Origin of the sequence: Methylomonas sp. MS20 (assembly GCF_050275925.1) — a bacterium.
GTDB classification, from domain to species: Bacteria; Pseudomonadota; Gammaproteobacteria; order Methylococcales; family Methylomonadaceae; genus Methylomonas; species Methylomonas koyamae_A.
The window spans coordinates 142,473-166,574 of sequence record NZ_CP189962.1; the positions used below are offsets into that span (position 1 = coordinate 142,473).

General features: G+C 60.3%; 18 protein-coding genes. 12 read left to right on the plus strand and 6 right to left on the minus strand.

What is annotated here, in order from left to right:
- The first annotated feature begins 334 nt into the window (after nt 1-334).
- The 8 genes from ACQE3D_RS00630 (at nt 335) to ACQE3D_RS00665 (ending at nt 10,968) form a co-directional block, all read left to right on the plus strand.
- The gene (locus ACQE3D_RS00630) at nt 335-1,219 is read left to right on the plus strand and encodes a hypothetical protein (RefSeq protein ID WP_281021914.1); all 885 of its coding nucleotides are present in this window, start codon (nt 335-337) and stop codon (nt 1,217-1,219) included.
- Between the two features lie 65 nt (nt 1,220-1,284).
- A complete protein-coding gene (locus ACQE3D_RS00635; RefSeq protein WP_071160033.1) occupies nt 1,285-3,210 on the plus strand; it encodes a hypothetical protein in 1,926 nt (641 codons plus the stop codon).
- A 420-nt stretch (nt 3,211-3,630) separates the two neighbouring features.
- Nucleotides 3,631-5,484 (plus strand): DUF2341 domain-containing protein, encoded by a 1,854-nt coding sequence (locus ACQE3D_RS00640; protein ID WP_313729387.1) that lies wholly within the window; start codon nt 3,631-3,633, stop codon nt 5,482-5,484.
- A complete protein-coding gene (locus ACQE3D_RS00645) occupies nt 5,481-5,885 on the plus strand; it encodes an ExbD/TolR family protein (protein ID WP_064026943.1) in 405 nt (134 codons plus the stop codon). Before ACQE3D_RS00640 ends, ACQE3D_RS00645 begins: the two co-directional genes overlap by 4 nt.
- A 6-nt stretch (nt 5,886-5,891) precedes the next feature.
- Entirely contained in the window at nt 5,892-6,563 is a 672-nt protein-coding gene (locus ACQE3D_RS00650) for an energy transducer TonB family protein (protein WP_313729386.1), read from the plus strand.
- Nucleotides 6,564-6,637: 74 nt separating this feature from the next.
- On the plus strand, nt 6,638-8,482 hold the full coding sequence (locus ACQE3D_RS00655) for a putative porin (protein WP_313729385.1): 1,845 nt from the start codon (nt 6,638-6,640) through the stop codon (nt 8,480-8,482).
- Between the two features lie 9 nt (nt 8,483-8,491).
- Nucleotides 8,492-9,313, plus strand: a complete 822-nt coding sequence (locus tag ACQE3D_RS00660) for a hypothetical protein (protein WP_313729384.1) — start codon at nt 8,492-8,494, stop codon at nt 9,311-9,313.
- Nucleotides 9,310-10,968 carry a ShlB/FhaC/HecB family hemolysin secretion/activation protein gene (locus tag ACQE3D_RS00665; protein WP_313729382.1) on the plus strand — a complete coding sequence of 553 codons (1,659 nt, stop codon included), beginning with the start codon at nt 9,310-9,312 and terminating at the stop codon, nt 10,966-10,968. The genes ACQE3D_RS00660 and ACQE3D_RS00665 overlap by 4 nt, the downstream gene beginning before the upstream one ends.
- 620 nt (nt 10,969-11,588) lie before the next feature.
- On the opposite strand, the gene ACQE3D_RS00670 is transcribed toward ACQE3D_RS00665, so the two are convergent.
- Both ACQE3D_RS00670 and ACQE3D_RS00675 read right to left on the minus strand, forming a co-directional pair.
- Nucleotides 11,589-12,446: an HDOD domain-containing protein gene (locus ACQE3D_RS00670; RefSeq protein ID WP_071160047.1), complete on the minus strand. Its 858-nt coding sequence runs from the start codon at nt 12,444-12,446 to the stop codon at nt 11,589-11,591.
- Nucleotides 12,443-14,947, minus strand: coding sequence for an EAL domain-containing protein (locus ACQE3D_RS00675; protein WP_064026928.1), 2,505 nt, complete (start codon nt 14,945-14,947; stop codon nt 12,443-12,445). Before ACQE3D_RS00675 ends, ACQE3D_RS00670 begins: the two co-directional genes overlap by 4 nt.
- 308 nt (nt 14,948-15,255) lie before the next feature.
- Here ACQE3D_RS00675 and ACQE3D_RS00680 point away from each other — a divergent pair, with 308 nt between their 5' ends.
- Entirely contained in the window at nt 15,256-15,588 is a 333-nt protein-coding gene (locus tag ACQE3D_RS00680; RefSeq protein WP_071160050.1) for a DMT family transporter, read from the plus strand.
- 100 nt (nt 15,589-15,688) lie between these two features.
- Here ACQE3D_RS00680 and ACQE3D_RS00685 read toward each other — a convergent pair whose 3' ends face one another.
- Entirely contained in the window at nt 15,689-15,961 is a 273-nt protein-coding gene (locus tag ACQE3D_RS00685) for an oxidative damage protection protein (RefSeq protein WP_071160052.1), read from the minus strand.
- A 290-nt stretch (nt 15,962-16,251) separates the two neighbouring features.
- Between ACQE3D_RS00685 and ACQE3D_RS00690 the strand changes: the two genes are divergently transcribed.
- Nucleotides 16,252-17,352: an efflux RND transporter periplasmic adaptor subunit gene (locus ACQE3D_RS00690; RefSeq protein ID WP_313729381.1), complete on the plus strand. Its 1,101-nt coding sequence runs from the start codon at nt 16,252-16,254 to the stop codon at nt 17,350-17,352.
- Nucleotides 17,349-20,453 carry an efflux RND transporter permease subunit gene (locus tag ACQE3D_RS00695; protein ID WP_313729380.1) on the plus strand — a complete coding sequence of 1,035 codons (3,105 nt, stop codon included), beginning with the start codon at nt 17,349-17,351 and terminating at the stop codon, nt 20,451-20,453. Before ACQE3D_RS00690 ends, ACQE3D_RS00695 begins: the two co-directional genes overlap by 4 nt.
- A gap of 25 nt (nt 20,454-20,478) precedes the next feature.
- Here ACQE3D_RS00695 and mutY read toward each other — a convergent pair whose 3' ends face one another.
- Nucleotides 20,479-21,558, minus strand: coding sequence for an A/G-specific adenine glycosylase (gene mutY, locus ACQE3D_RS00700; protein WP_313729379.1), 1,080 nt, complete (start codon nt 21,556-21,558; stop codon nt 20,479-20,481).
- 528 nt (nt 21,559-22,086) lie between these two features.
- On the opposite strand from mutY, the gene ACQE3D_RS00705 reads away from it, so the two are divergent.
- Entirely contained in the window at nt 22,087-22,461 is a 375-nt protein-coding gene (locus ACQE3D_RS00705) for a Rieske (2Fe-2S) protein (RefSeq protein WP_313729378.1), read from the plus strand.
- 12 nt (nt 22,462-22,473) lie between these two features.
- Here the strand turns inward: ACQE3D_RS00705 and ACQE3D_RS00710 are convergent, their stop codons facing one another.
- Nucleotides 22,474-23,142, minus strand: coding sequence for an NAD(P)H-dependent oxidoreductase (locus ACQE3D_RS00710; RefSeq protein WP_313729377.1), 669 nt, complete (start codon nt 23,140-23,142; stop codon nt 22,474-22,476).
- Nucleotides 23,143-23,256: 114 nt separating this feature from the next.
- Nucleotides 23,257-24,009 (minus strand): DUF5765 domain-containing protein, encoded by a 753-nt coding sequence (locus tag ACQE3D_RS00715; protein WP_064026909.1) that lies wholly within the window; start codon nt 24,007-24,009, stop codon nt 23,257-23,259.
- Nucleotides 24,010-24,102 lie beyond the last annotated feature (93 nt).

Consider the following 24,102-nt stretch of genomic DNA (forward strand, 5'->3'; position numbering starts at 1 on the left):
TATATATCAATGTCTATATCGAATTCGCAAGCCTTCGGGCTGGAGCGCTCTGGCTAGGCTAGTAAAAAAACTATGTTGCCAACGGTGTAAACGCTGATTTTCCGCAGGTTGTGTGGGATTATTTCCAAATTGCAAATAAGCCATTGCCTCTGAATGTGTTTGACGAGCTTCACATTTTTGCATTACGTTATGCTCCACGGTAAACATCGAAGATAGATGATTGAATCGTAAGGGCTGGGTAGCGGACGCGGATAGATTGATGCCGGAATGCTGACAAGGCCGTGGGCAACCAACGGGACGGACGTCCCTCTCAAACTAACTACAGAGGTAGAGTATGAAAATTTTTAACAAACACGGTTTCGGCTTGACGGCGGTGTGCATGGTGCTCGGCATGGGTTCGGCCCAGGCGGCGATTAACCCCGGTACCCAAGCGCAGCAAACCAGCGGCGAGATGTTTTTGAGCGTCTACGACGTCGACAATGCCACGACCTACGGCATCGATTTGGCGACCACGGTCAACGACTTCACCGACAACATTGCCAATGGCACGAGCTATACCTGGAATCTGGGACCGCGCTGGGCCAACTTTATCGCCAACGCCACCGGCGAGTTGCAATGGAACGTTTTGGGCAGCAACTATTACACTGCGGTCAGCTTGTTAGACCCGCATTACGGCATTCTGGTCAGCCAAACCAATATCTCGGATCTAAGGGAAGCCGATAAGCTTCTGGTGCAGGTCAGCCAGTTGCAAGGCCAAACCACCGGGGTCAAAAACCAGGCGCTCGCGCTTAACCAGGCCTTGCCGAACAGTACGCCGATTGTGACCCCGGGCAAGACCAAGTTGACCGACTACGCGGCGAACTGGGACTTGACGACGACCAATTCCAACGCGTTTAGCGAGGAAGGCGGCATTGGTCTGTTCCAGGCCTCTGCCTACCTGTATGCCGACGGCACGGAGCATACCAATTTCTTCGGTGAAAATGACGAAACCGTCAGAATGTTGTTTTGGCACACCGGTTCCACGCCCGGTACCACCACAAATAGCCAGGCAAACTTCGACTTCATGCCCGGTTATATGTCGCTGGATATCGCTAGCGGCACCTTGAACTGGAATTACGTCACCGCGGTACCGCTACCCGGCGCCGCCTGGATGTTTCTGGGCGGCTTGCTGAGCTTGTTGCGCTTTACCAACCGCTCTCGCCAGTCTGTTCAAGCCTGAATCAGCATTACAAACGGTAACAGCCCCGGCATGGCCGGGGCGATCGTTAACTTAGGAGACAAAAAATGAATCGCTTTACCCCTAAGCGCCTGGCTCAACTGAGCTTGGCGATCAGCATGGTATTTTCGGGCGGCGCCCTGGCGCTGCTGCCCACCGACGGCACGCCCGATCTGGCGCTCTATTTGCCGGGTTCGCAAGCCAACGATCCGGTGCTGGGCTTTCCGGTAGCCAATAGCGTCATCGACAGCATCTGTGCCGACAAGGCCAATATTGCCGGCACGACTACCCACGTCTACTTTCAAGCGCTGCCTTCCGAGGTGGACAGTGTCGCGAAAAACGACAGTTATTCGGGAATTTATTGCCTGACTTCGAGCGCGAAACTGGCCAGCATACTGGGTAGCGGCGCGGCCAGTACCTTGGCGACCGCCGGCAGCTATGTGGCCGATGCGACTCACCCCGCTCCCGCCACCGCGCCTTACAACACCGCCGCCACCAAGATCAAAGTCTGGATCTCGCGCCGCCGCTTGGGTGCGTCCGCGGTGGGTTTATCCGCCGCGTCCACGAATAGCCCGTTGGGTTTTATCAAGGACCCCAGCAATTGCGGCACGACCACCAATACCTCGGGCAGCTTCAGCTACTCGTCGGGCGGCACCACCTTCCAATATAACTTTGCTTGTCACCTCACGCCCGACGACCCGCTCGATACCTTCAACGTGGCCCTGCCCACCGGGGCGACCGGCGACGTCACCCCGGATGTGATGGGGGCACCGGACAATACCGTGCCGGATACCACGCCGATCGACTATACCCAGTTCAACACCCGCAGAACCATCGCCAGCCACATCATCGGCACGCCGGTTACGTTGAAACTGTACCAAGCCCTGCAACTGGCCGGCATCGTCAGCGGCACCCTGCCCAGCGACTGCGGTTTGGCCGGCCAAGGCGTAACCCCGGTCAGCTCTAACGCATCCGGCGAGAACGCCGCTTGCCAACCCAGCCTGACCAAATCGCAACTGGCCAGTATCTTTAGCGGCGCGGTCGGGGATTGGACCGCGCTCAAGGTGAAATTGCCGACCACGCCGACCACTGGCTTTACGCCGACCGATACCGATCCGGCACCGAACGACACCGATAACGTGATCGATTTGGAAGAGTTGGTCAGCCAGGCCAAGGCCGCCGGCTTCGCCGGAACCGGTACCGGTAACACCAAGTTGGACGTCCCCCAGGACACCAAGGTGCACGTCTGCCGCCGCGAAAACGGCGCCGGCCAACAAGTGGCGGTTTTAGCCAATATCTTGCAGTACCCATGCTTGGGTAGTCACGGACCGGTGATTGCCGATACCGGTTCGTCCAACGCGGATTTTATGTATGCGACCAGCTTGGGCGCGGTGGATAGCTGCCTGACCGACTTGAACAACGGCACCAACAACTATTTCAGCGGCACCAACTCCTGGAATAGCACCACCGGCGCGACCAGGCACAACCCCGCACCGTACAACGATTACCGCGACATTCCGCAAAACGTCGCTCACGGCAATCAGTGGGGCATCAGTATCCAAACTACCGAGCGTAACGCGAGCCGCAGTGCCAATTACCGCTTCATTAAAATCGACGGCGCGTCGCCAACCGGCAAGGAAGTGGCGCAAAACCGCTATCCCTTGGTCGGCGAGTACACCTTCTCCTGGCGCACGACATATAACACCGCCAACCTGGGAACCAGCAAGGGCAACGATGTTAACAAGTTGCAAAACGGCCTGGTCAAAGTGGGCCAACTGGCTTCTACCGTTGCCGCCCGCAATACCAGCTTGAGCAACCACGGTTGGGGGCAAGCCGGCTACGTGGCACTGAGCGCCAACGTGGCGCCGCCGGCTGGTTGGGACCCGGCCAATCCGGTAACCCCTTATCTGCGGCAAACGGCCGGCCAGCCCGATGCTTGCGCGCTGCCTGTCCTTAACACCAACTACAACGACTTGTCGTTGCCTACCCCTTAAGTTTCCCACGCCGCGGCCAAACCGGACCTTGGCCGCGGTATCCCCTGCGAACCGTGCATTGGCGGGAAGTCCTTTACCCAAACACGTTAGCGTTAACAAATCAGGATCTTCGAGCCTCTGTCCATAGGGAACCGGATACGCTTGGACGGCACACGGATGTGCACCCTTTCGCCGATCCGCGGGAAGCCAATCGGATTCCGCTACCGGATGTGTCAGCCGACGAGTTTCGGCGCATATGTCCAGAGCTTCCGCGATTTCGGCCTTTTACACTGGATTCAGGCTGGTCGACGATCGTGAATTTGTCCGATGAAGTGCTTTTATTCCCCTGTTCGCCTAAGTACGTTCGGCGAGAACGTGGCCGGCGGGCTTCCGAACTTTCAATCACTCTCCCCTAACGATTTTTCCCGATGATCCCATTCGATGCGTAATCTTATTCCGCGAATTCTATTCCTTTGTTGTTTACCTTCTCTCGGCCACGCCTGGTGGAACGCCGACTGGAGTTCGCGCCGGCAGGTAGCGGTGGACGCCTCGGCGACCGGAGCCGACATCCAGCAGACCTTGTCTGACGTACCGGTGCTGGTGCGGCTGCATGCCGGCAACTTCGGCTATTTTGCCGAACTGGCCGAGAACGGCCGCGATTTGCGCGCGTTGAAGGACGAGCAGACCCCGCTGGCCTATCAGGTCGAGCAAGTCGATGTGTTGAGCGAGATCGGCCTGATCTGGGTCAAGCTGCCGCAAGTGCGCGGCGGAGTGGCGACCGACGATTTCTGGTTGTACTACGGCAACGCCAATGCCGCCGACGGCTCCGATTCGAAAAGCCTGTACGACGTGGCCCAAGGCTTGGTCTACCACTTTGCCGCCGGCGAGGTCCTGCCGCAAGACGCCACCGCCTACGCTAGCCACGCCGCCGATTCCAAAGCCGCGATTCAGTCCGCCGGCTGGATCGGCGCCGCCGCTCAATTCACCGGCGCCGGGCCTATTGTCGTTAATCCGGCGCCGCAATTGGCGGTCGATCCGGCGAAAGGCTGGACCTTTTCGGCCTGGCTGAAAATCGACCAAGCCAACCCTGCCGCCACCCTGCTCAGCGCCCAAGCCCCCGGCCTGGACTTGCGTTTGAGTGTGCAAGGCAACGCCCTGACTGCCGTCGCCGGCGGTGCAAGCACCGCGCCGGCACCGCTGACCCTGGGTCGATGGCAACACGTCGCTTTGGTTTTGCGTCCGGAAAACCTGACCGCCCAGACCGGCGGCCAAGCCGTGCGAAACCCTGGCAGCGAGGTTACGCCGCAAATCGTCGAGCTTTATATCGACGGTGTTTCGGCCGGCAGCGTCAAAACCCAACTCCCGGCCGGCCAACCGGTCATCCGCTTGGGCGACAACTACCAAGGCTGGCTGGACGAAGTGCAAATCGCCGCCACCGCCCGCGGCGCCGACTGGCTCAAGTTCGCCTACCGCAGCCAAAGCCCCGACTTCGCCGTCATCGGCTACGGCCAGGACGAGTCCAACGGCGGCGGCTCGGATAGCCATTTTCTGGTCATCGTCCAAAACGTTACCGTCGATGGCTGGGTCGTCATCGGCCTGACCTTGGTGATGCTGATAATCGCCGTCATGGTTATGGTCGGTAAAGCCTTGGTGCTTAATCGCATCGGCAAGGACAACCGCGCCTTTCTCGAAAAATACCGCCAGCTCGATCCGAATAAGCTCGGCGGGCTGGACCAACAGGAAAGCTCGGCGGAGCACGAACTGGCCGATTCGGATTTACTGACCGCGCTGGTCGGCAAACACGATCACTTTCAAAGCTCGCCGCTATACCATCTCTACCACACCGCGATTCACGAGTTGCAAAAGCTGCAAGGCAACGCCGAACAAGTCGTCGCCCGCGAAGCCTGGGACTACTTGCGGGTCAAGCTCGACAGCCGAATCGTCCACGAAAGCCAACGCCTGAATCGGCATATGGTGTTGCTGACTATCGCGATTGCCGGCGGCCCGTTCTTGGGGCTGCTCGGCACGGTGGTCGGCGTGATGATCACCTTCGCCGCCATCGCCGCCACCGGCGACGTCAACATCAACTCGATCGCGCCCGGCATTGCCGCCGCGCTGCTGGCGACCGTCGCCGGCTTGGCGGTCGCGATCCCGTCCTTGTTTGCCTATAACTATCTGCTGACCCAAATCAAGGATATCACCGCCGGCATGCGGGTGTTCAGCGACGAATTTCTGGCCTTGTTGGCGATGCGCGCCGCCCGCCAAACAGCCGCGCGGCAAGAGGCCAGGCCATGAAGATCGACGACCAGGATAAAGTTTACGACGACATCAACATCACGCCGATGCTGGACGTGGCTTATGTGCTGTTGCTGATTTTCATCATCATGACCACCGCCACGGTGCAAGGCATCACCGTCAACCTACCCAAGGCCAGCAACACGCCGGCCATGTCCAAGCCTAAGACCAAGGCCATTTCGATTACGCCGGACGGCAGTATTTACCTGGATACCTACCCGGTGTCGCTACAGGAACTGGAAACCCGACTGGCGCAATATAAGGCCGCCACGCCGGACTTGCCGGTGGTGGTGAAAGCCGACGCCAGCGTGCAGTACCAGAAAGTCATCGATGTGCTGGACATCGTCACCCGCCTGCAAATCAGCCAGTTGGGCTTGGTGACGCAGAAGTTGGTGAAGTAGCGACCGATGACAAATCAGTATGCGTGGTTACGCCGTTTGCCGATGTTGCTCGGCATCGGTTTGAGCGTGGCGATTGTCTGGGGCGTGTGGTGGTTGGCGAAGCACTACGAGAAGCCGCCTCAGGCCAAGAAGCAGGTGCAGCAAATCGCGATGATCCAGCCGCCACCGCCCCCGCCGCCAACGCCGGACCAACCGCCGCCGCCGGAAGAGATCAAGGTGGAAAAAATCGAAGAACCGGAACCCGCGCCAGAGCCGGAACCTTCGCCCGAGAAGGACGAAGCACCGCCGGCGGAGGCGCTCGGTTTGGATGCCGACGGCTCGGCCGGCGGCGACGCTTTCGGCTTGCAAGCTCGCAAGGGCGGCCGCTCTCTGCTGGGCGGCGGGGGCGGCAACGCGGTGATTTGGTACGGCGGCCAAGTCCAGCGCCGAATCGAAGACGGCTTGCAAAACTTGCTGGCCGACACGCCGGCCGCCAGCGTGGCGTTTAGCGTGATTCTGGATATCTGGGTCGGCGCCGACGGCGGCATTAGCCGTAGCGAACTGGCGTCAGGCAGCGGCAATGCCGAGGTTGATCGTGCTCTGCGCGCGGCGTTGCCGAAGTTGCGGGCCAGCGTTGGCCGTCCGCCGCCGGAAACGATGCCGCAACCGATCCGGATTCGGCTGAATTCCAGGGTTTAGCCGTGGCTAACCCGGTGCTCGGCGCTGGCCCAAGCCGACTAACTTAAAAACCTTTGAATAGCGAAAACACCACGATGAATACCGCGATCAAACCCCTGGTTCTACTGTTGATTGGCGGCGCGACGACGGCCGCCCAGGCCGCCGCGCCCGGCGACGAAGTCATCCCGGTCAAGAAATCCACGTTGGTGAATTTGGTGGACCTGCTGGTGCAGCGGGGCGTCTTGAAACCCGACGAGGGCCAGGGTTTGGTGCGGGCGGCCGAACAGGAAGCCGCCGAAACCCAAGCCGCGCAAGTCAAAAGCAATGAAGCCAAAGCGGCGACCTCGACCGCGGAAGATGCCGGGGAGCCGGGTAATTCGGCTCCCAAAACCGGCAAAACCAAGCACGTCGGCTACGTACCGGAATTCGTCAAAAAGGAGATCCGCGACCAGGTACGGGCCGAGTTGAAGGCCGAGGTGTTGCAGGACGTCAAACAAGACGCCAAAACCGAAGGTTGGGGCATCCCCGCCGCGCTGCCGGAATGGGTGGCGGCGATTCATCCCAGCTTCGATATGCGGGTGCGTTTTGCCGACGAGTTTTACGGCAAGGAAAATGCCGGGGGGATCGCGAATGCCGGTCTGGATGCCGCCGGCAATTTTTTCGGCCCTTACAACTGGTTGGCGATCAACCGGCTCGCCAACAGTCCGCAAGGCGGCTTGCAGCGGCAGGTTTCTCAAAACCCTAATGAGGCCATCGTCAACAACCAAATCGATCGTTTGCGGCTGCGGGAACGTTTCCGTTTGGGTTTCGAAGCCAATTTGAGCGACGGCTTGAAAGCCGGCGTCCGCTTTGCGACCAGCAATCTGAACAACCCGGTCTCCAACGACCAGACCTTGGGCAACACCGGCCAGTCCTACCAGTTCGCGATCGACCGCGCCTATCTGCGATACGACTACCTGGACGAGCGAAACACTTCATGGTTCAGCCTGTACGCCGGGCGCATCATCAATCCCTTCCTGTCCACCGATGTGGTGTTCGACCCGGATTTGAGCTTCGAAGGCGTGGCCGGTAGTGTACGTTTGCCGTTCAATCGCGGTACCAGCAAATTGGCCGGCTATAAAGCGCCAAATCCGACCGCCCGCTTCGGCATCAACCAAGGTCAGCAAACCCCGGACAGTTTGTTCTTGACGCTGGGCGTGTTTCCGTTGCAAGACATCGACGTGTCGGTTAACGACAAATGGCTGTACGCCGGTCAGGTCGGCGCCGACTGGCTGGTGTGGCATGATTCCCGGCTGAATCTGGCGGCATCGTATTACGAATTCCAGAACGTCAACGCCCGCCGCAACCCGATCGGCAGCCACGTCTACGATTGGACCGCGCCGCAGTTCGTCCAGAAAGGCAACTCGATGGTGGCGATTACCGACGATCAGACCTTGAACGGTGTGTGCGACGATACGGTCGGTTGTTTATTCGGCCTGGCCTCGCGGTTTAAGGTGTTCAATGCCACCGCGATGTTCGACTACGCCGGCTTCGACCCGGTTCATGTATTGCTGACCGCCGATTACGCCAAAAACCTGGGCTACAACCAGCAAAAAATCCTGACCGAATTCGCCAACGGCATCGTTAACTACACCGACAGCCGGCCGCGCACCACCGCTTATCAGATTCGCGCCGATATCGGCCAAGTCGAGGTTCGCCATTTCGGCGACTGGAGTGTCAATTTGGCTTACCGCTACGTGCAGCGCGACGCGGTGTTGGACGCCTTCACCGACTCGATTTTCCATCTGGGCGGTACCAATGCCAAGGGCTGGGTGATCGGCACCCAATACGGTCTGTCCAAATACGCCTGGCTCAATCTGCGCTGGCTTAGCACCGATGCGATCGACGGCCCCAAATACAGCATCGACACTGTCAACGTCGATCTGAACGCACGGTTTTAGGGGATGGCGATGCGTTGGATTGGTTTATCAGGTTTAACGGTGTTGGTGTTGTTGGCCGGCCTCGAAACCGGTCGGGCCGAACCCAAGCCGGCACCCGTCGGCGACAGTGCGATCAAGAAAGCCCAGGGTATCATCCGCCAGCTCAGCCAGGAAAAATCCGCGCTGGAGGCGGAAAAAACCGCATGGCTGGCCGACAAGGCAACTTTGGAGGGCAAACTCAAATTACTCGAAAATCAGGCCAGATTGCTGCCGGCACTGCAGGACCAGGTGGAACGCTACAAAGCCGGCTTGGACAGCGTGCGCGGTAGCCTGGAAAATCAGTTGGTCCAACAGCGTCAGCGCGAACAGGCCTTGCTGCAAAAGCATAACGACATGGTTTTGCAGGCCCGCGCCATCCGCGAAGATAACACGGTGTTGGTGCAAGCGGTGCAAGAACGCGAGCGATGGATTAGCCAATGCGGCGAATTGAACCGTCAGCTGCGCGAGGTCGGCCGGGACATCGTGCAACACAGTGGCGATAAAAGTCTGTTCGAACAACTGGCCGAGCTGGAACCGATCACCGGGATTGCCCAAGTGCAAAACGAGGCCCAAGCCGAAACCTATCGCTATCGCTTGCGGCAATTGAAAGTCACGCCGTTCGAAGCCGTAGTGCCGGTACAATCCGACGGTACGCCCGCCGCCGCGGCGGCAATGCCGGCCGAACCGGCGTCGACCGGGGTACCTGGCGCCGGTGCGGTAGAGCCGGTTGATAACGCGGAATCGCCGGATGCCGGCCAAGCGGCGCGGGCGGCCGATGACACCGCGAGTCACGGCCGGGGGGCTGGCCGATGAGCCGCATCGCGCCTTTTGCCGTTGCGCTCGGGCTAAGCCTGGCCGTCACGACGGTTCAAGCGCAAACTGCGGCAGCCGCGCCAACCGGTGCCGGCGCCACGGGTGCCGATCGCGCCGCCAATGCCGAGACGGTCGCCGCCGAATGGGCGGGCGAGCAGAAACCCCGATTCGACGTTTTCGATTATCAAATCGACGGCAACACGCTGCTAGACGACGAAACCCTGGAAAAAGCCGTTTATCCCTTCCTCGGTCCGGATAAGAGCGTCGACGAGGTCGAACGGGCCCGCGCGGCGCTGGAGCAAGCCTACCGTCAGGCCGGCTATCCGACCGTGGTCGTGTCGATTCCGGAGCAGGACGTGGCGGGCGACAGCGTGCGCCTACAAGTACTGGAAGGCAGCATCGAAACCGTCTACATCAGCGGTTCGCGTTATTACGCGCTGGGCAAGATCCGCGAAGGCTTGCCGGCGCTGGCCGAGGGTCAAGTCCCGCACATGCCGCGACTACAGGAGCAAATGAACACGCTGGCCAAGCAATCGGCCGACCGCAACGTCACGCCGGTGTTCCGGGCCGGTGCGACGCCGGGCAAAATGGAAGTGGAACTGAAGGTCAAGGACGAATTACCGCTGCATGGCAGCGTCGAAATGAACAGCCGCAACTCCGAGCGCACCAGCTATTCCCGGCTGCTGGGCTCGCTACGCTACGACAACCTGTGGCAGGCTTTTCATAGCGCTTCCTTGCAATATCAGGTCTCGCCGCAAGTCAGCGAAGAAGTCGAAGTCTGGTCGGGCACCTACGTGCTGCCGACCGGTTGGGCCGACACCCGTTTGGCGCTATACGGCATAGGCATCAGCTCCAACACCCAACTCGGCGTCAATATCGGCGGCTTGTCGGTGGTCGGTACCGGCTCGATCTACGGCGCGCGGCTGGTCAAGCCGCTGGCGGGCTCTTCCGAAAGTATTTTTCACAATCTGACCTTCGGCTTCGACTATAAAAGTTTCGGTCAGCAGATTGCCAGCTTCACCGAGAATACGCCGATCAGCTATGCAGGGTTCATGGCCGGCTACGACGGAACGCGGCGCGGCGACGGCTACGCCAGTAGTCTGAACCTGGCCGGTCATTTCAGTTTTCGCGGCTTGGGTAATGATGCCGCCGAATTCGAGCGCAAACGGGCCGGGGCCACCCCTAACTATTTCTACCTGACTGGCGACGTGAAACACCAGCAGCTACTGCCCTGGGATTTTCGCTTGCAAGCCAGGGCCAGCGGCCAGGCCAGCATCGGAAAACTGATCAGTAACGAGCAATTCGCGGCCGGCGGCCCGCTCAGCGTGCGCGGTTATCATCAGACCCAGGTTCTGGCGGACCATGGCGTCAATCTGTCTCTGGAGTTTTACAGCCCGCACTTGCTGCCTGCCGACTGGGACGCCGCGCAAAATCTGCGCTTGCTGGGTTTTATCGACTGGGCCAGATTGTGGACAGACGCGCCGATCGCGCCGACTCCGGCGGTCGAACAACTCGCTTCGGCCGGTTTGGGCCTGCGTATGCAATGGTTCAAGCGCCTGCTCGGCGAACTGGATTGGAGCTATCCCTTTCACGGCCAAAGCAGTGTTTCCGCCGGCCAACAGCGCGTGGATTTTCGGTTGGTTTACGAATTTTAGGGCTGCAAATCAAACGGCTTTCGTAGCGTTTGCCGATCGCCGGAAGGCTAACGGAGTTCAACGGATTGCGGAGGCAAGACAACCTTTAGTGATGACAGCCAACAAGTCGGATCGGTGTTTATAAATCCCATCCCGTTCGTCGGTTCTCAAGAAACTGAAACCGTGATGGAGAAAAAGCGCGCGGATAACTTCATCAGAGCCGGACGATCAATTAAGCATCTTCACGAAGAAACCGAAACGACCTTCGACAAGGCTTTCCCGAGCGAGGCCGAAGGACTCGGGACAAACGGTCGAGACTAAACTGAACGGCAATGGGTGCTGGGCAAGGAAGGCCGTTCGAACCAGGGGCGCTGGTAACGCGTGTCGCGGTAACGCTCATTGCGGTGCAAAAAGCCGGCTTGCGATTGATTTTGGTGCGGCTTTTCGGCGGGCGGCGCGGGGAGGATCGGTGTGAAGGCCGGTAGCGTGGGACATGCAAGGGTTGGCACCGGATTTGCTAAATTAAAATCGTAACTCCTGGCTGTTCCTCCTGTCCTCTCCCGTGGGACTCACACCCTCCGCTTCTGACCGGGCCGAGGGTATTTTTTTGCGCCGAGTGCGGCCTTGGGTTTTGGAGGGGCTCAGTCGCTCAGCAGCGGCATGGTGCCTTGAAACTGCCGACGGGCTTGCGCGGTGAGTTTGGCAAGCCGCTCGCCGTCCAATTTCAGGCGCGACCAAGCCACGCCGTTGACTTGCAATTGGCGCGCCTCGCACACCTCGTCATCTTGGAGCGTTTCGGCCAGCAGATTGGCGGTATAGATGACATCGGCCATCGTCTTGCCGCCGCCGGGTAGATAATGGGTATGGTGCAGCGCGATCGCGTGTTGAATATCCACCGGAAAATTCCAACGTTTGGCAACTTCGCTGCCCAGCAGGGTATGGTCGAAACCGAAGGTTTCCCGTTCCAGTTGCAGCGGCGACAAGCCGCTTTCTTCGCTGAGTTCGCCTAATCGGGCGACGTCGTGCGGAAAACAGCTCCACATTACCAATTTGCCGATGTCGTGCAGCAGGCCGGCGGTGAACGCGGCGTCAGGGTTTAGGCCTGTGCCGCCCGCCAACAGCTTCGCGCACACCGCGGCGGCGACATTGTGCCGCCAGAATGCCCGCCAGTCGAAATACTTTTCCATGCCGGTAAAGACGTTGATCAGGCCGGCGGTCAATACTAAACCGCGCACGTTGGTGAACCCGAGCATGGCGATGGCTTCGCTGATCGAGCCGATCTGCCCGGATACCCCGTAAAACGGTGAGTTGGCGACCCGCATCAAGCGAGCCACTAGCGCCTGGTCGTGGGCGATTTTATTGGCCAGCGTGGCGATATTGACGTTTTCGTCGCCGAAGTTTTCCAGTAATTCTACGACCAATCCAGGCAGCGACGGCAGCTGCCGAATGCTGTCCAGAACTTTGTCGAGATTGCCGGCGTATTGGGATCTTTCAGTCATTGTCTCGGGTTTTCCTGACCGGATTCCGGCCAAAGCATCAGGATGCGTCCGCGCGAAACGCTGTCGGCTCCCATGGTTCGACAAAGCGCCCATGCGGATAGGCCGCCGGTCAGCACGATGCGCCGCTCGCGGCCGTCGGGATCGGCCAGTACCGCCAGCGCGGCGGCCGGCAGGCGCAGGGAGGCCTCGCAGCTCAGCAACGGTATGCCGTCGTCGCTGGCCAGCAAGCGGTTGGCCTGGCGATTGGCCATTACGATCAAACCGTCGTCGTCGATGCCGATCACCGCGGTCGGCAAATGTTCCAGGATTTCCCTGGACACTTGCAGCATGTTGATGCCCCGGCCGAGTTCCCGGGTTTTTTCGGCGATGCGCCGCTCCAAGTCCCGATTGATGGCCGACAGCTCGGCGTTGGCTTGTTCCAAGGCCCGGCCCAGCGCGGCATTCTCCAGCGTCAATTCGTAGCGTTGAAAAGCTTCGCGCACCGCGTCGCGCAGATGCTCCTCGCGCCAGGGTTTGTTCAAGAATTTATAGATGGCACCCTGATTGATCGCGTCGGTCACGGTCTGGATGTCGTTGAACCCGGACAGAATGATGCGAGCCGTGGCCGGGTAAAGATCCTTGACCTTGCGGAAAAATTCGACGCCGCTCATGCCCGGCATGCGCTGGCCGGACACGATGACGCCGACTCGCTGCCTGGCCAGTATCTCCAGTGCCTCGCCGCCGCCGGTCGCGGTCATAATCCGGTAGCCGTCGCCGTCGAGTTGACGCACCAAGGCTTCGACGACCTTGGTTTCGTCGTCGACCACCAGTAGACGGCGCTCCTCGCTGTCGCCGCCGCCGCGCCGGGCGGCCAATCGATCGAAACGCCGGTAAAAGTCGATGAATTCATCGGCCGGTAACGGTTTGCCCAGAAAATAGCCTTGCACTTCGTTGCAACGGTGATTGGCTAGAAAATTCAATTGGCCTTCGGTTTCTACGCCTTCGGCTATGACCCGCAGGCGCAATTCGTGCGCCATGCTGATGATAGAGCGGACCAGCGCGGCGACGTTGGGGTCGCTGGTCAGCTCGCGGGTAAAGGATTGGTCGATCTTGACCGTCGTGACCGGAAAACGGCTCAGATAACTCAGCGACGAATAGCCGGTGCCGAAGTCGTCGACGGCCAAGCAGATGCCCATCGCCCGTAGCGCTCGCAACGTACCTATCGACTCCTCGACGTTGCGCATCAACAGGCTTTCGGTCAGCTCCAGTTCCAATAATCTGGGGTCCAGACCGGTTTCCCGCAGTACCGCCTCGATGCAATCGGCCATGCTGTGTTCGGTGAATTGTACCGGCGACAGATTGATGGCCATTCTTAACGGGGGCAGGCCGGCCGCGCGCCAGGCGCCGACCTGGCGGCAACCGGTTTCCAGCACCCACCGTCCCAACGGCACGATCAATGCGGTTTCCTCGGCGATCTTGATGAATTCGGCCGGCGAGATCCAACCCAGCGTCGGATGCCGCCAACGCGCCAAGGCTTCGACGCCGATGATGCGGCCGCTATCCAGATCGATCTGCGGTTGATAATGCAGAGCCAGCTGGCGGTGCTCCAAGGCCAAGCGCAATTCGTTTTCCAGATGCAGCCGGTGGGCGTTGGCGGCATTCATTTCGTCGGAAAAATACAGATACCGGTTCTTGCCTTGTTCCTTGGCGCGGTACATCGCGGTGTCGGCGCGTTTCAGCAACACCACCGCGTCGGCGCCGTCTTTCGGAAAGGCGCAAACGCCGATACTGACCGTCAAAAACAAGGTGTGACCGTCGATGTAAAACGGCGCCGCCAGCAAATCGAGAATTTTCTGAGCGATGCAATGAATGTCTTCGAACTTGCCTATTCCGGTGGCGAGAATCACGAATTCGTCGCCGCCCAGTCTGGCCACGGTGTCGGCTTCGCGGATACCGCTGTCCAGTCGCACCGATGCCGCCACCAATAATTTATCGCCGATTTCGTGGCCCAAACTGTCGTTGATCAGTTTGAATCGATCGAAGTCTATCGACAGTACCGCTAGCCAGTGCTCGCTACGCCCGGCCAGCGCGATGGCTTGGCCGATACGGTCCAGCATCAGGTTGCGGTTGGGTAGGCCGGTCAATTCGTCGCGACTTGCCGCTTGCGTTGCCACAGCCGCGCGCTCGGCGGCGTAGATCAGCATCGTGCCATGCAAGGCGGCCGGCCGGTCCGACTCGGCCGCGGCGGTGCTCAGTTGCAGTCGCGCGGGCATTTGCGCGCCGTCCGCGCGGGCGACTCGACACTCGGTCCCGCTCGGCGAGAGCTGTGTCAATAAGTGCCGGTCTTCGGGGATGACCACGGTTTGCCAGAAATACGGAATTCGCCGCCAATGTTCGGCGGGGTAACCCAGTCGTTCGGTCTGGTCTGAGACGTAACGGCACAAGCCGGTCCGCGGATCGGCTTCCCACGCGATAGTCCAGATTCGTTGCAACAACTGATAACTTTCCGGATCGGCGATCATGGTACCTTGAGTAGCGGAAGCGGAACGAACAAGCGGTTAGATGTCATTTCAGTGAGAGTGGGTGCGGACCGGTCGACTTGGCGGACGAAACGCGGCGCAAACCTCCAAAAGGTAGTCGAAATCCGGGATTTGCCAATGGCGCGAACTTCCGACCGCGCCCTCGTCTAATGCCGTATTGACGTCGACGCGGGTCGCCGACGCCGGAATTCCGCAAAATGCCGGAGCCGCTGGCGCGCGTTGGGATAAGCTCCCCGCGCGCGGCAAGGCGCCCGGACATTGTCCCAATCAAATTCAGGATAGTTTCCAGTATGACGCATTGGCTTTATTTGGCCGTATCCATTCTGACCGAAGTCGCGGCGAGCTCGCTGCTCAAGTACAGCGACGGTTTTTCCAAGCCGTGGCCGTCGTTGGCCATCGCGATCGGCTACGGTCTGTCGTTTTATTGCTTTTCGGTGGCGCTACGCACGATCCCAATCAGCATAGGCTATGCGGTTTGGGCCGGGCTTGGCATTGTCGGCATCGGCTTGATCGACGTTGCCCTGTTCGGCCAGAAGCTGGACGGACCGGCACTGGCCGGTATCGGCTTGGTGGTGGCCGGTGTCGTGACGCTGAGTCTGTTTTCCAATTCGGTCGGGCATTAAGGATTTAGCGCTCAAACGGCTGGCCGGCCGGATCTCACGCTAGCGCGTCAGCCGCGATCAGAGGCTCGCCGGCCGTGCCTTAAGCCCGCGCCGGGCGATCTTACTCTTTTCGCGGCACGTAGCCGTTCGGCACTTGGAAACCGCCGGCAAACAGGAATTTTTCCCGTTCGACCTCCAGGACCTTCTTGGCGTAGGGATCGAAACTGGATAAGCGCTGCTCGTTAATGATCATAGTCTGCATCGCCAGCCAGTCTTTCCAGGCTTGTTTGGAAACCTGTTCGAAAATACGTTGGCCCTTGGGGCCGGGAAACGGTGGCGAGTCTAGGCCCTCCGCTTCCACACCCAGTTTTACGCATTGAACCATTCTTGTCATAGTGAACCTCGCTCTCGTTAGGTGGTCACAGCTGCTCCGAAACGTGCCGGAAGCCGTGAGTATTCCGGCCAGCGTTATACCAAAGCACGGGTTCCGCTTCCATCACATTGTTGATAGGGTTATTGGAGACGATGCCAACTTCGCCGATCGTAACCTCGGATCGCGGCGGTGCGGTTTTACCGTTCCGTTTTGCCGGATCGACAATGTATGAAAGAATCGGCGACGGTACCAACCCAGGCCCGATTCGGCAATCCGCCGGATCGGGCCTCCACTTCATATAGATCACGGACATGACGACCTTTTGCTTTCGCGGCACTGTTTTCCTCGCCGCTTGGATGTTTTTTGCCGGCTGCGGTAGCGACGTGCCGGCCACCGAATCGACACCCGCCACCAACCCCGCCCTGAGTGTGACGACGATACAGCCCGCCGGTCGGGATATTCCGCTGATGCTGGCCGCCAACGGTTCGATCGCCGCCTGGCAGGAGGCGATCATCGGCGCCGAGGTCGGCGATCTGCGGCTGGCCGAAGTCCGCGCCCAGGTCGGCGACGCAGTGCGCAAGGGTCAGGTGCTGGCGCTACTGGATGCCGAAACCGTGCAGGCGGATCTTGCCCAAGCCAAGGCCGTATTGGCCGAGACCAAGGCCAGCCTGGAAGAGGCCAGACTCAACGCCGACCGCACCCGCCATTCCACCTCGTCGTTGGCGCTTAGCGCCCAACAAGTCGCCCAATATCTGACGGGCGAAAAGACCGCCCAGGCCAAGGTCGAATCGGCTCAGGCCCAAGTGGACGCACAGTTGTTGCGCCTCAAGCATACCCAAGTGGTCGCCAGCGACGATGGCGTGATTTCGGCGCGCAACGCGACCTTGGGCGCGGTGGCTTCGGCCGGCCAGGAATTATTTCGCTTGATTCGGCAGAGCCGCCTGGAATGGCGCGCCGAAGTCACCGCCGCCGAAATTGCCAAATTGCGGCCGGGACTGGAAGTGACGGTCGAGGTGCCCAATGTCGGCCGGACGCCCGGCAAAGTCCGTCAGTTGGCGCCAACTCTGGACCCGCAAAGCCGCAACGGTCTGGTCTACGTTGACCTGCCGGATGCCGTCCGCCAAGGCCTGCGAGCCGGTATGTTCGCCAGGGGCGAATTTGCCCTGGGCGCCAGTCCCGCGCTGATCGTGCCGCAAACCGCGGTGTCCTTGCGCGAAGGTTTCAGCTACGTGTTCAAGCTCGGCGAGCGCCAGGGAGACTTGGCCAAGGTGGCCCTGGTCAAGGTTCAACTCGGCCGGCGCAGCGGCGACGATCTGGAAGTACTGGCCGGCATCAGCACCGGCGACCAGCTGGTGGCCGGCGGCGTGTCCTTCCTGGCCGACGGCGATCTGGTGCGGGTGGTGCCGAAATGAACGTCTCCGCTTGGTGCATCCGCAATCCGATTCCGGCCCTGATGCTGTTCGTGCTGCTGGGTTTCGGCGGTTTACAAGGCTTCAAGGCGATGAAAGTCCAGAACTTTCCCGATCTGGACTTGCCGACCGTGACCTTGACCGCCAATCTGCCCGGCGCGTCGCCGGCCCAATTGGAAACCGACGTGGCCCGCAAGCTGGAAAACTCGCTGGCCACGCTGCAAGGCCTTAAGCACCTCTACACCAAGATCTACGACGGCAACGTGGTGATCAACGCCGAATTTCGTCTGGAAAAACCGGTGCAGGAAGCGGTGGACGATGTGCGCTCGGCGGTCTCCAAGGTGCGCGCCGATTTGCCGGCCGACTTGCGCGAGCCGGTCGTTACCAAATTGGATCTGGCCGGCGCGCCGATACTGGCGCTGACCGTGTCCTCCGACAAACGCGACGACGAAGCGCTGTCCTGGTTCGTCGAGGACACCGTCGCCAAGCGCCTGCTGGCGGTGCGCGGCGTCGGCGCGGTGACCCGAGTCGGCGGCGTCAGCCGGGAAATCGGCATCGCGTTGGACCCGGTCAAACTACAGGCGCTGGGCGTCAGCGCCGCCGACATTTCCCGGCAACTGCGCCAGGTGCAGCAGGAAAGCGCCGGCGGTCGCACCGATCTTGGCAGCGGCGAGCAGCCCTTGCGCACGCTGGCGAAAGTCGCGTCGGTCGAGGAATTACGGCCGCTGCAACTGGCCTTGCCCGACGGCCGCCGCATCCGGCTGGATCAAGTCGCCGACCTGAACGATTCGGTTGCCGAACCGCGCGCGCTGGCCTTGCTGGACGGCCGGCCGGTGGTCGGCTTTGAGGTCACCCGCAGCCGAGGCGCCAGCGAGGTCGAAGTCGGTGCCGGCGTGCAACGGGCGCTGGCGGACTTGAAACTAAGCTATCCGGACGTGCAATTCACCGAAGCCTTCAATTTCGTCGAGCCGGTCGCCGAGGAATTTCAAGGCTCGATGACGATGATCTACGAAGGCGCGCTGCTGGCGGTCATCGTGGTCTGGCTGTTTTTGCGAGACTGGCGCGCTACCTTCGTCTCGGCGGTGGCGTTGCCGCTATCGGTGATTCCGTCGTTTCTCGGTATGTACTTGCTGGGTTTTTCGTTGAACGTGATTACCTTGCTGGCGCTGTCGCTGGTGATCGGCATTCTGGTCGACGACGCGATCGTCGAAGTCGAAAACATCGTCCGTCACCAGCGCATGGGCAAGACGCCCTATCAAGCGGCGCTGGAAGCGGCCGACGAAATAGGCCTGGCCGTCGTCGCCACCACGTTCGCGTTGGTGGCGGTGTTTCTGCCGACCGCGTTTATGAGCGGGGTGCCGGGACGTTTTTTCAAACAATTCGGCTGGACCGCCGCGCTGGCCATCATCGCCTCGCTGATTGTGGCCCGGATGTTGACGCCGATGATGTCGGCTTATCTGTTGAAGGATCGCGAACACGTCGCGGCGCCCGAAGGTTGGCTGATGCGGACTTACATGAACATGGCGGCCTGGTGCTTGCGCCACCGCATTGTGACGATGGCCGGCGCGCTGGCGTTTTTCATCGGCTCGCTGATGTTGATTCCGCTGTTGCCGACCGGCTTCATCCCGGCCGACGACAATCCGCAAACCCAGGTCTTCGTCGAGCTGTCGCCCGGCGCGACGCTGGCGCAAACCCGCGCCTCGGCCGAACAGGCCCGGCAATTGGTGGCGGCGGTGCCTTACGTCAAAAGCGTCTACACCACGATAGGCGCCGGCGCGGCCGGTAGCGACCCGATGGTAATGAGCATGGGTACCAGCGAGGTGCGCAAGGCGACGCTGACCATCACTCTGGCCGCCCGCCGCGACCGGCCGGTGCGCAAGCAAACGATAGAAAACGACATTCGGATCGCGCTGCAACGTTTGCCCGGCGTGCGTACCAAGGTCGGCTTGGGCGCGTCCGGCGAAAAATACGTGCTGGTGTTGAGTGGCGACGATCCGCAGGCCTTGAGCAAGGCCGCCGGCGACGTGGAACGCGATTTGCGCACGATACCCGGCCTGGGCAGCATCGCCTCCAGCGCGGCCTTGATCCGCCCGGAAATCGCGGTGCGTCCCGACTTCGCCCGCGCCGCCGATCTGGGCGTCACCACCGCCGCGTTGGCCGAAACCCTGCGCATCGCGACGATAGGCGACTACGACTGGTCGCTGCCCAAACTCAACCTGAGCCAGCGGCAAGTGCCGATCGTCGTCAAACTGGCGAGTGCCGGCCGCCAGGATTTGGCGGTGCTGGAACGTTTGACGGTGCCGTCCAACAAGCCCAACGCCGGTTCGGTGCTGGTCGGCCAGGTCGCCAAGCTGGAGCTGTCCAGCGGCCCGGCACTGATCGACCGCTACGACCGCGCCCGCAACGTCAATTTCGAAATCGAACTCAACGGCCAACCGCTCGGCGACGTCGCCAATGCCGCGCATCAGTTGCCCAGCATCCGCCACCTGCCGGCCGGCGTGCGCTTGCTCAGCATCGGCGATGCCGAAATGATGGAGGAGTTGTTCGGCAGTTTCGGTTCGGCGATGTTGACCGGCGTGTTGTGCATCTTCGTGGTGTTGGTATTGCTGTTTAAGGACTTCATCCAACCCATCACGATTTTGACCGCGCTGCCGCTGTCGTTCGGCGGTGGCTTCGTCGCTTTGCTAATCGCCGGCAAGGCTTTTTCGATGCCGTCGCTGATCGGCCTGGTGATGCTGATGGGCATCGCCACCAAAAACTCCATTCTGCTGGTGGAATACGCCATCGTCGCTCGCCGCGAGCATGGCCTGAGCCGCGGCGAAGCGCTGCTGGACGCCTGCCGCAAGCGGGCTAGGCCCATCGTGATGACGACGATCGCGATGGGCGCCGGCATGCTGCCGATCGCGTTGGGCATGGGTGCCGCCGACGCCTCGTTTCGCAGTCCGATGGCGATCGCGGTGATCGGCGGCTTGGTCACGTCGACGCTGCTCAGCCTATTGGTGATTCCGGTGGCCTATTGCTATCTGGACGATTTGAAAATGAGCTTGGCGCGCGGCTACGCTCGGTGGTTGAGCTGGTTGAATCGGCGGGCGGCGCAAGCCTGATCGCGTATCCGTTGGCCGCCAGCGCCTAAAGGAGGCGCGGACCGGGGGAAATAACCGCGCCGTCCGATTCGGGCATTTGCGCCAACAGCTGTTTGATCGGTGTCGGCAAACCCAGGGCGGCCCAGGCCTCCGGGGCTTGCCAGGCAAAAGTCGCGGGGTCGGCGATCGCGGCGACTTCCGCCAAGCTGGCCAATAACGGCGTGTAGTCCAGGTGATAATGCGAAAAGGTATGGCGGCGTTGCGCTAAGGCCGCGACGGCCGCCAAACGATAGCCGCGTTCGCGACACCACGCCTCGGCGCTCGGCCGATCCGGAAACTCCGGCAAACTCCACAAGCCGCCCCAGATACCGGTTGGCGGACGCTTTTCCAGCAAGATCGCACCGTCGCGCGCGGTCAACAGCAGCATATAACATTGTTTGACCGGCAAAGCCTTACGCGGTTTGGCTGCCGGCAATTGCCGAACCAGTCCCCGATGTTTGGCCTCGCATCCGGCCTGGACCGGGCAAATCTCGCACAGCGGCTTGGCGCGGGTACACAACGTCGAGCCCAAATCCATCATCGCCTGGGTATAGTCGGCGGTTCGGTGTTTCGGCGTGTAGGTCTCCGCGAGCTGCCAGAGTTGGGCCGCGACCCTGGTCTCGCCCGGCCAGCCATGGATCGCGTGAAAGCGCGTCAATACCCGTTTGACGTTGCCGTCCAATATCGGTTGGCTTTGCCCGCCGGCAATGCTGAGTATCGCGCCGGCCGTCGAGCGGCCGATGCCGGGCAAGGCGCTCAGCGCTTCGACGGTTTGCGGAAACTCGCCGCCGTTCGCCGCGACCAGGCGCGCGGTCTTGTGCAGATTGCGGGCACGGGCGTAATAACCCAGTCCGGCCCAATGCTGCAACACATCGTCCAGTTCCGCGTCCGCCAAATGCCGAATGGTCGGGAATCGGTCCATGAAGCGCTGGAAATAGCCGATCACGCTGGCTACTTGAGTCTGCTGCAACATGATCTCCGACACCCAAACCCGGTAGGGATTGATGTCTTGTTGCCAAGGTAAATCCCTGCGGCCATGTAGGTCGAACCATGCGAAGAGTTGTTGTTGGAAGTGGGCGGGTGACACGGAAGGAATATTGAAGCGGCTCGGTGAAATGGGATGACGATCCCACGGAAGGGTTCCTGAATCAAGCGTGATTATAGAGCTTGCTATTTGCGGTCGGCGGTTTATTCCACAACTACCGCCCGTCGAATTTTCACGACCTGATGTTTTCCTATGCCGGTCTGGGCAGTCCGCGTTCGGGATTGAACGAAAAGACCGGCGAGCGAGGCCGGAAACCGGGGCATATCGGGTTGGGCGTCCGGTTTTCGGCACTCGACGATGCTGGACCACGCGGGATTGGGCCGACCTACAACAGTCTGGCTAGATCCGCCGGCGGGACGCGGAAATGGGCGCTCCGACGGCGCAAAAAAATCAGATCAGCATGTAAACGCGGGCTGCGCTTATCTGCCTAAGGTTAGCCTGACGTCGGTTGTCGTGGCCCGTTACTCTCGGCGGATACGCTCGACTGCGGTAAATCCGTCGCGCGTTCGGTCATCGTGTCGTATCATCGGTCGCCAGTGACCCGTTTGCCCTTTCCGAGGAGCCGTTCTGATGAGTAAGAGCCATCCCGTCCCGATTTGCCGAAGCGATCAGTTAGCCGAGCTGGGTAAGTGGTGCTTTTCGGTGCTATACCGGGGAGCGCCCGAACCGGCCTTGGTGGTGCGTTTTAACGGCACGGTGTTCGGCTATTTGAATCATTGCGCCCATATGCCGAGGACGCTGGATTGCGAACGCGACGGCGTGTTCGATCCCACCGGCCGTTATCTGCAATGCTCGATGCACGGGATTTGTTACGATCCGGTGAGCGGACGATCGTTGAGCGAAATTTGTCTGGATAAGAGTCTGACGGCGATCAAGGTCGACGAGCAACAGGGTTGGATTTACCTGATCGACAAGCACGCCAGGCTGGAATCGACTGAGTCGTAAGGTTCGCTGCACCTAGCGCCATTCGATGACCGCGCTGGCTTCCTGGCGGGTTTTCGGGCGAGCCGGCGGGTTTTTCCGGTAACCGAAAGCCACCAGATAAGCGACGCTCCATTGTTCGAGGTCGATGCCGATCTCGGCGGCCAGAGCCTGTTCCAAACTGTTGCGCTCGAAGCCTTCGATCGGACAGGAGTCTATGCCGATTAGGGCTGCCGCCGTCATCATATTGGCCAGCGGAATATAGGTCTGCTTGCCGGCCCAGTCGTTGATGGCGCGTTCCGATTCCAGCAGCGCGAAGTCGTGCTTTTGAAATTTTTCCAGTACTTGGGTGCGGGTTTGGGCGGCGTCTTCCGGGTAATGCTGAACCTCGCGCATGAAACCTTGCACATAGTCGCTGTCGTAGCGCAGGTCTCGGCTTTTGCGGCACAGCGTCAAGATCAGGTGGCTGGCGGTCGGCAACTGTTTTTGACCGCCCCAGATGTGCGGACGCAGTTTCTCGCGCAATGTCGGGGTCTGAATCACCAGAAACTTCCAGGGCTCCAGGCCGAACGAACACGGCGACAGCCTAGCGGTTTCCAGTATGAAGTCGAAGTCCGCGCCGGCGATTTTGCGCTCGGCATCGAATTCCTTGCAGGCGTGGCGGAAGTGGAAGGCTTCCAGAATCGCGGGTTTATTGATCGTCATCGCATCCTCGTGGCGAACGGTGGACTAAGGGTTTGCCCCGGACCCCGGCCTCGCCGACAGCGGCCGGCAAGGCCCATGGGCGAGGGTCGGCCCTCGGATTCCAGGCGTTTAATGCTAGAGGCTATCGCCCACTTCGCGGTGGTAAAACGGCCATTTCTTGACGTGCAAATACTTGCGGATCGGGGTTTTGATGACCGACACGCACAGCGCGATCGAAAACAAACACCAGACCGCGCAATATTCGTTCGGATCGTCGGTGGTGACGTCCGATATCCACGGTCCGATCAAATAGTGAAAACCGACGAAACGCCAGGAACCATAAATGATGGGCAGATAAAACGCCGCCAAAATATAGGAAAACGCATGCAGGCCCCAGTTGAAGCCGAACAGCCACTCGACCGGATTGGACATCAAGCCGTTCAACGGCATTTTCCAGGCGATATGCCAGGCACCCGACACCGAACAGGTTTGCGCGCCGCAGAAGCCTTCGACGCCTTCCACGCAGTTGCCGGCCCATGCGAACGGATACATTTTAATCAACATCGCCAGCGAGCTGATCGCGCACAGCGTATAGACGGTAGTCCTGATTTTGAGCTTGACGCTTTCCGGAATGAAATACATCGCCACCATATTCACGAAAAACGGCTGAAAGGCAATATGCACGTAGCCGAGCAGCGTCAGTATCTGATTGTTCGGGTTGTCGCATAGATTGATGTACACATAGGTTGCCGCCTGCAACAGTTCCATCAACGCGAAATAAGTCAACGGAATCCAAAGTTCCTTGGACTCGCCTTTGTACGCCACGTAAACGGCGGTGGTCAAACCGGCGGCGGCTAATACGCCCGACGCTTCTCCGCTCCAACACATTGAAAAGTACCCCCTTTCGTTATTTTAATTATGTGATTGCCATTCGGATTGGGGTGGGGTGCTAGTCCCGCCGCCATAGACCGCAATCTTCCG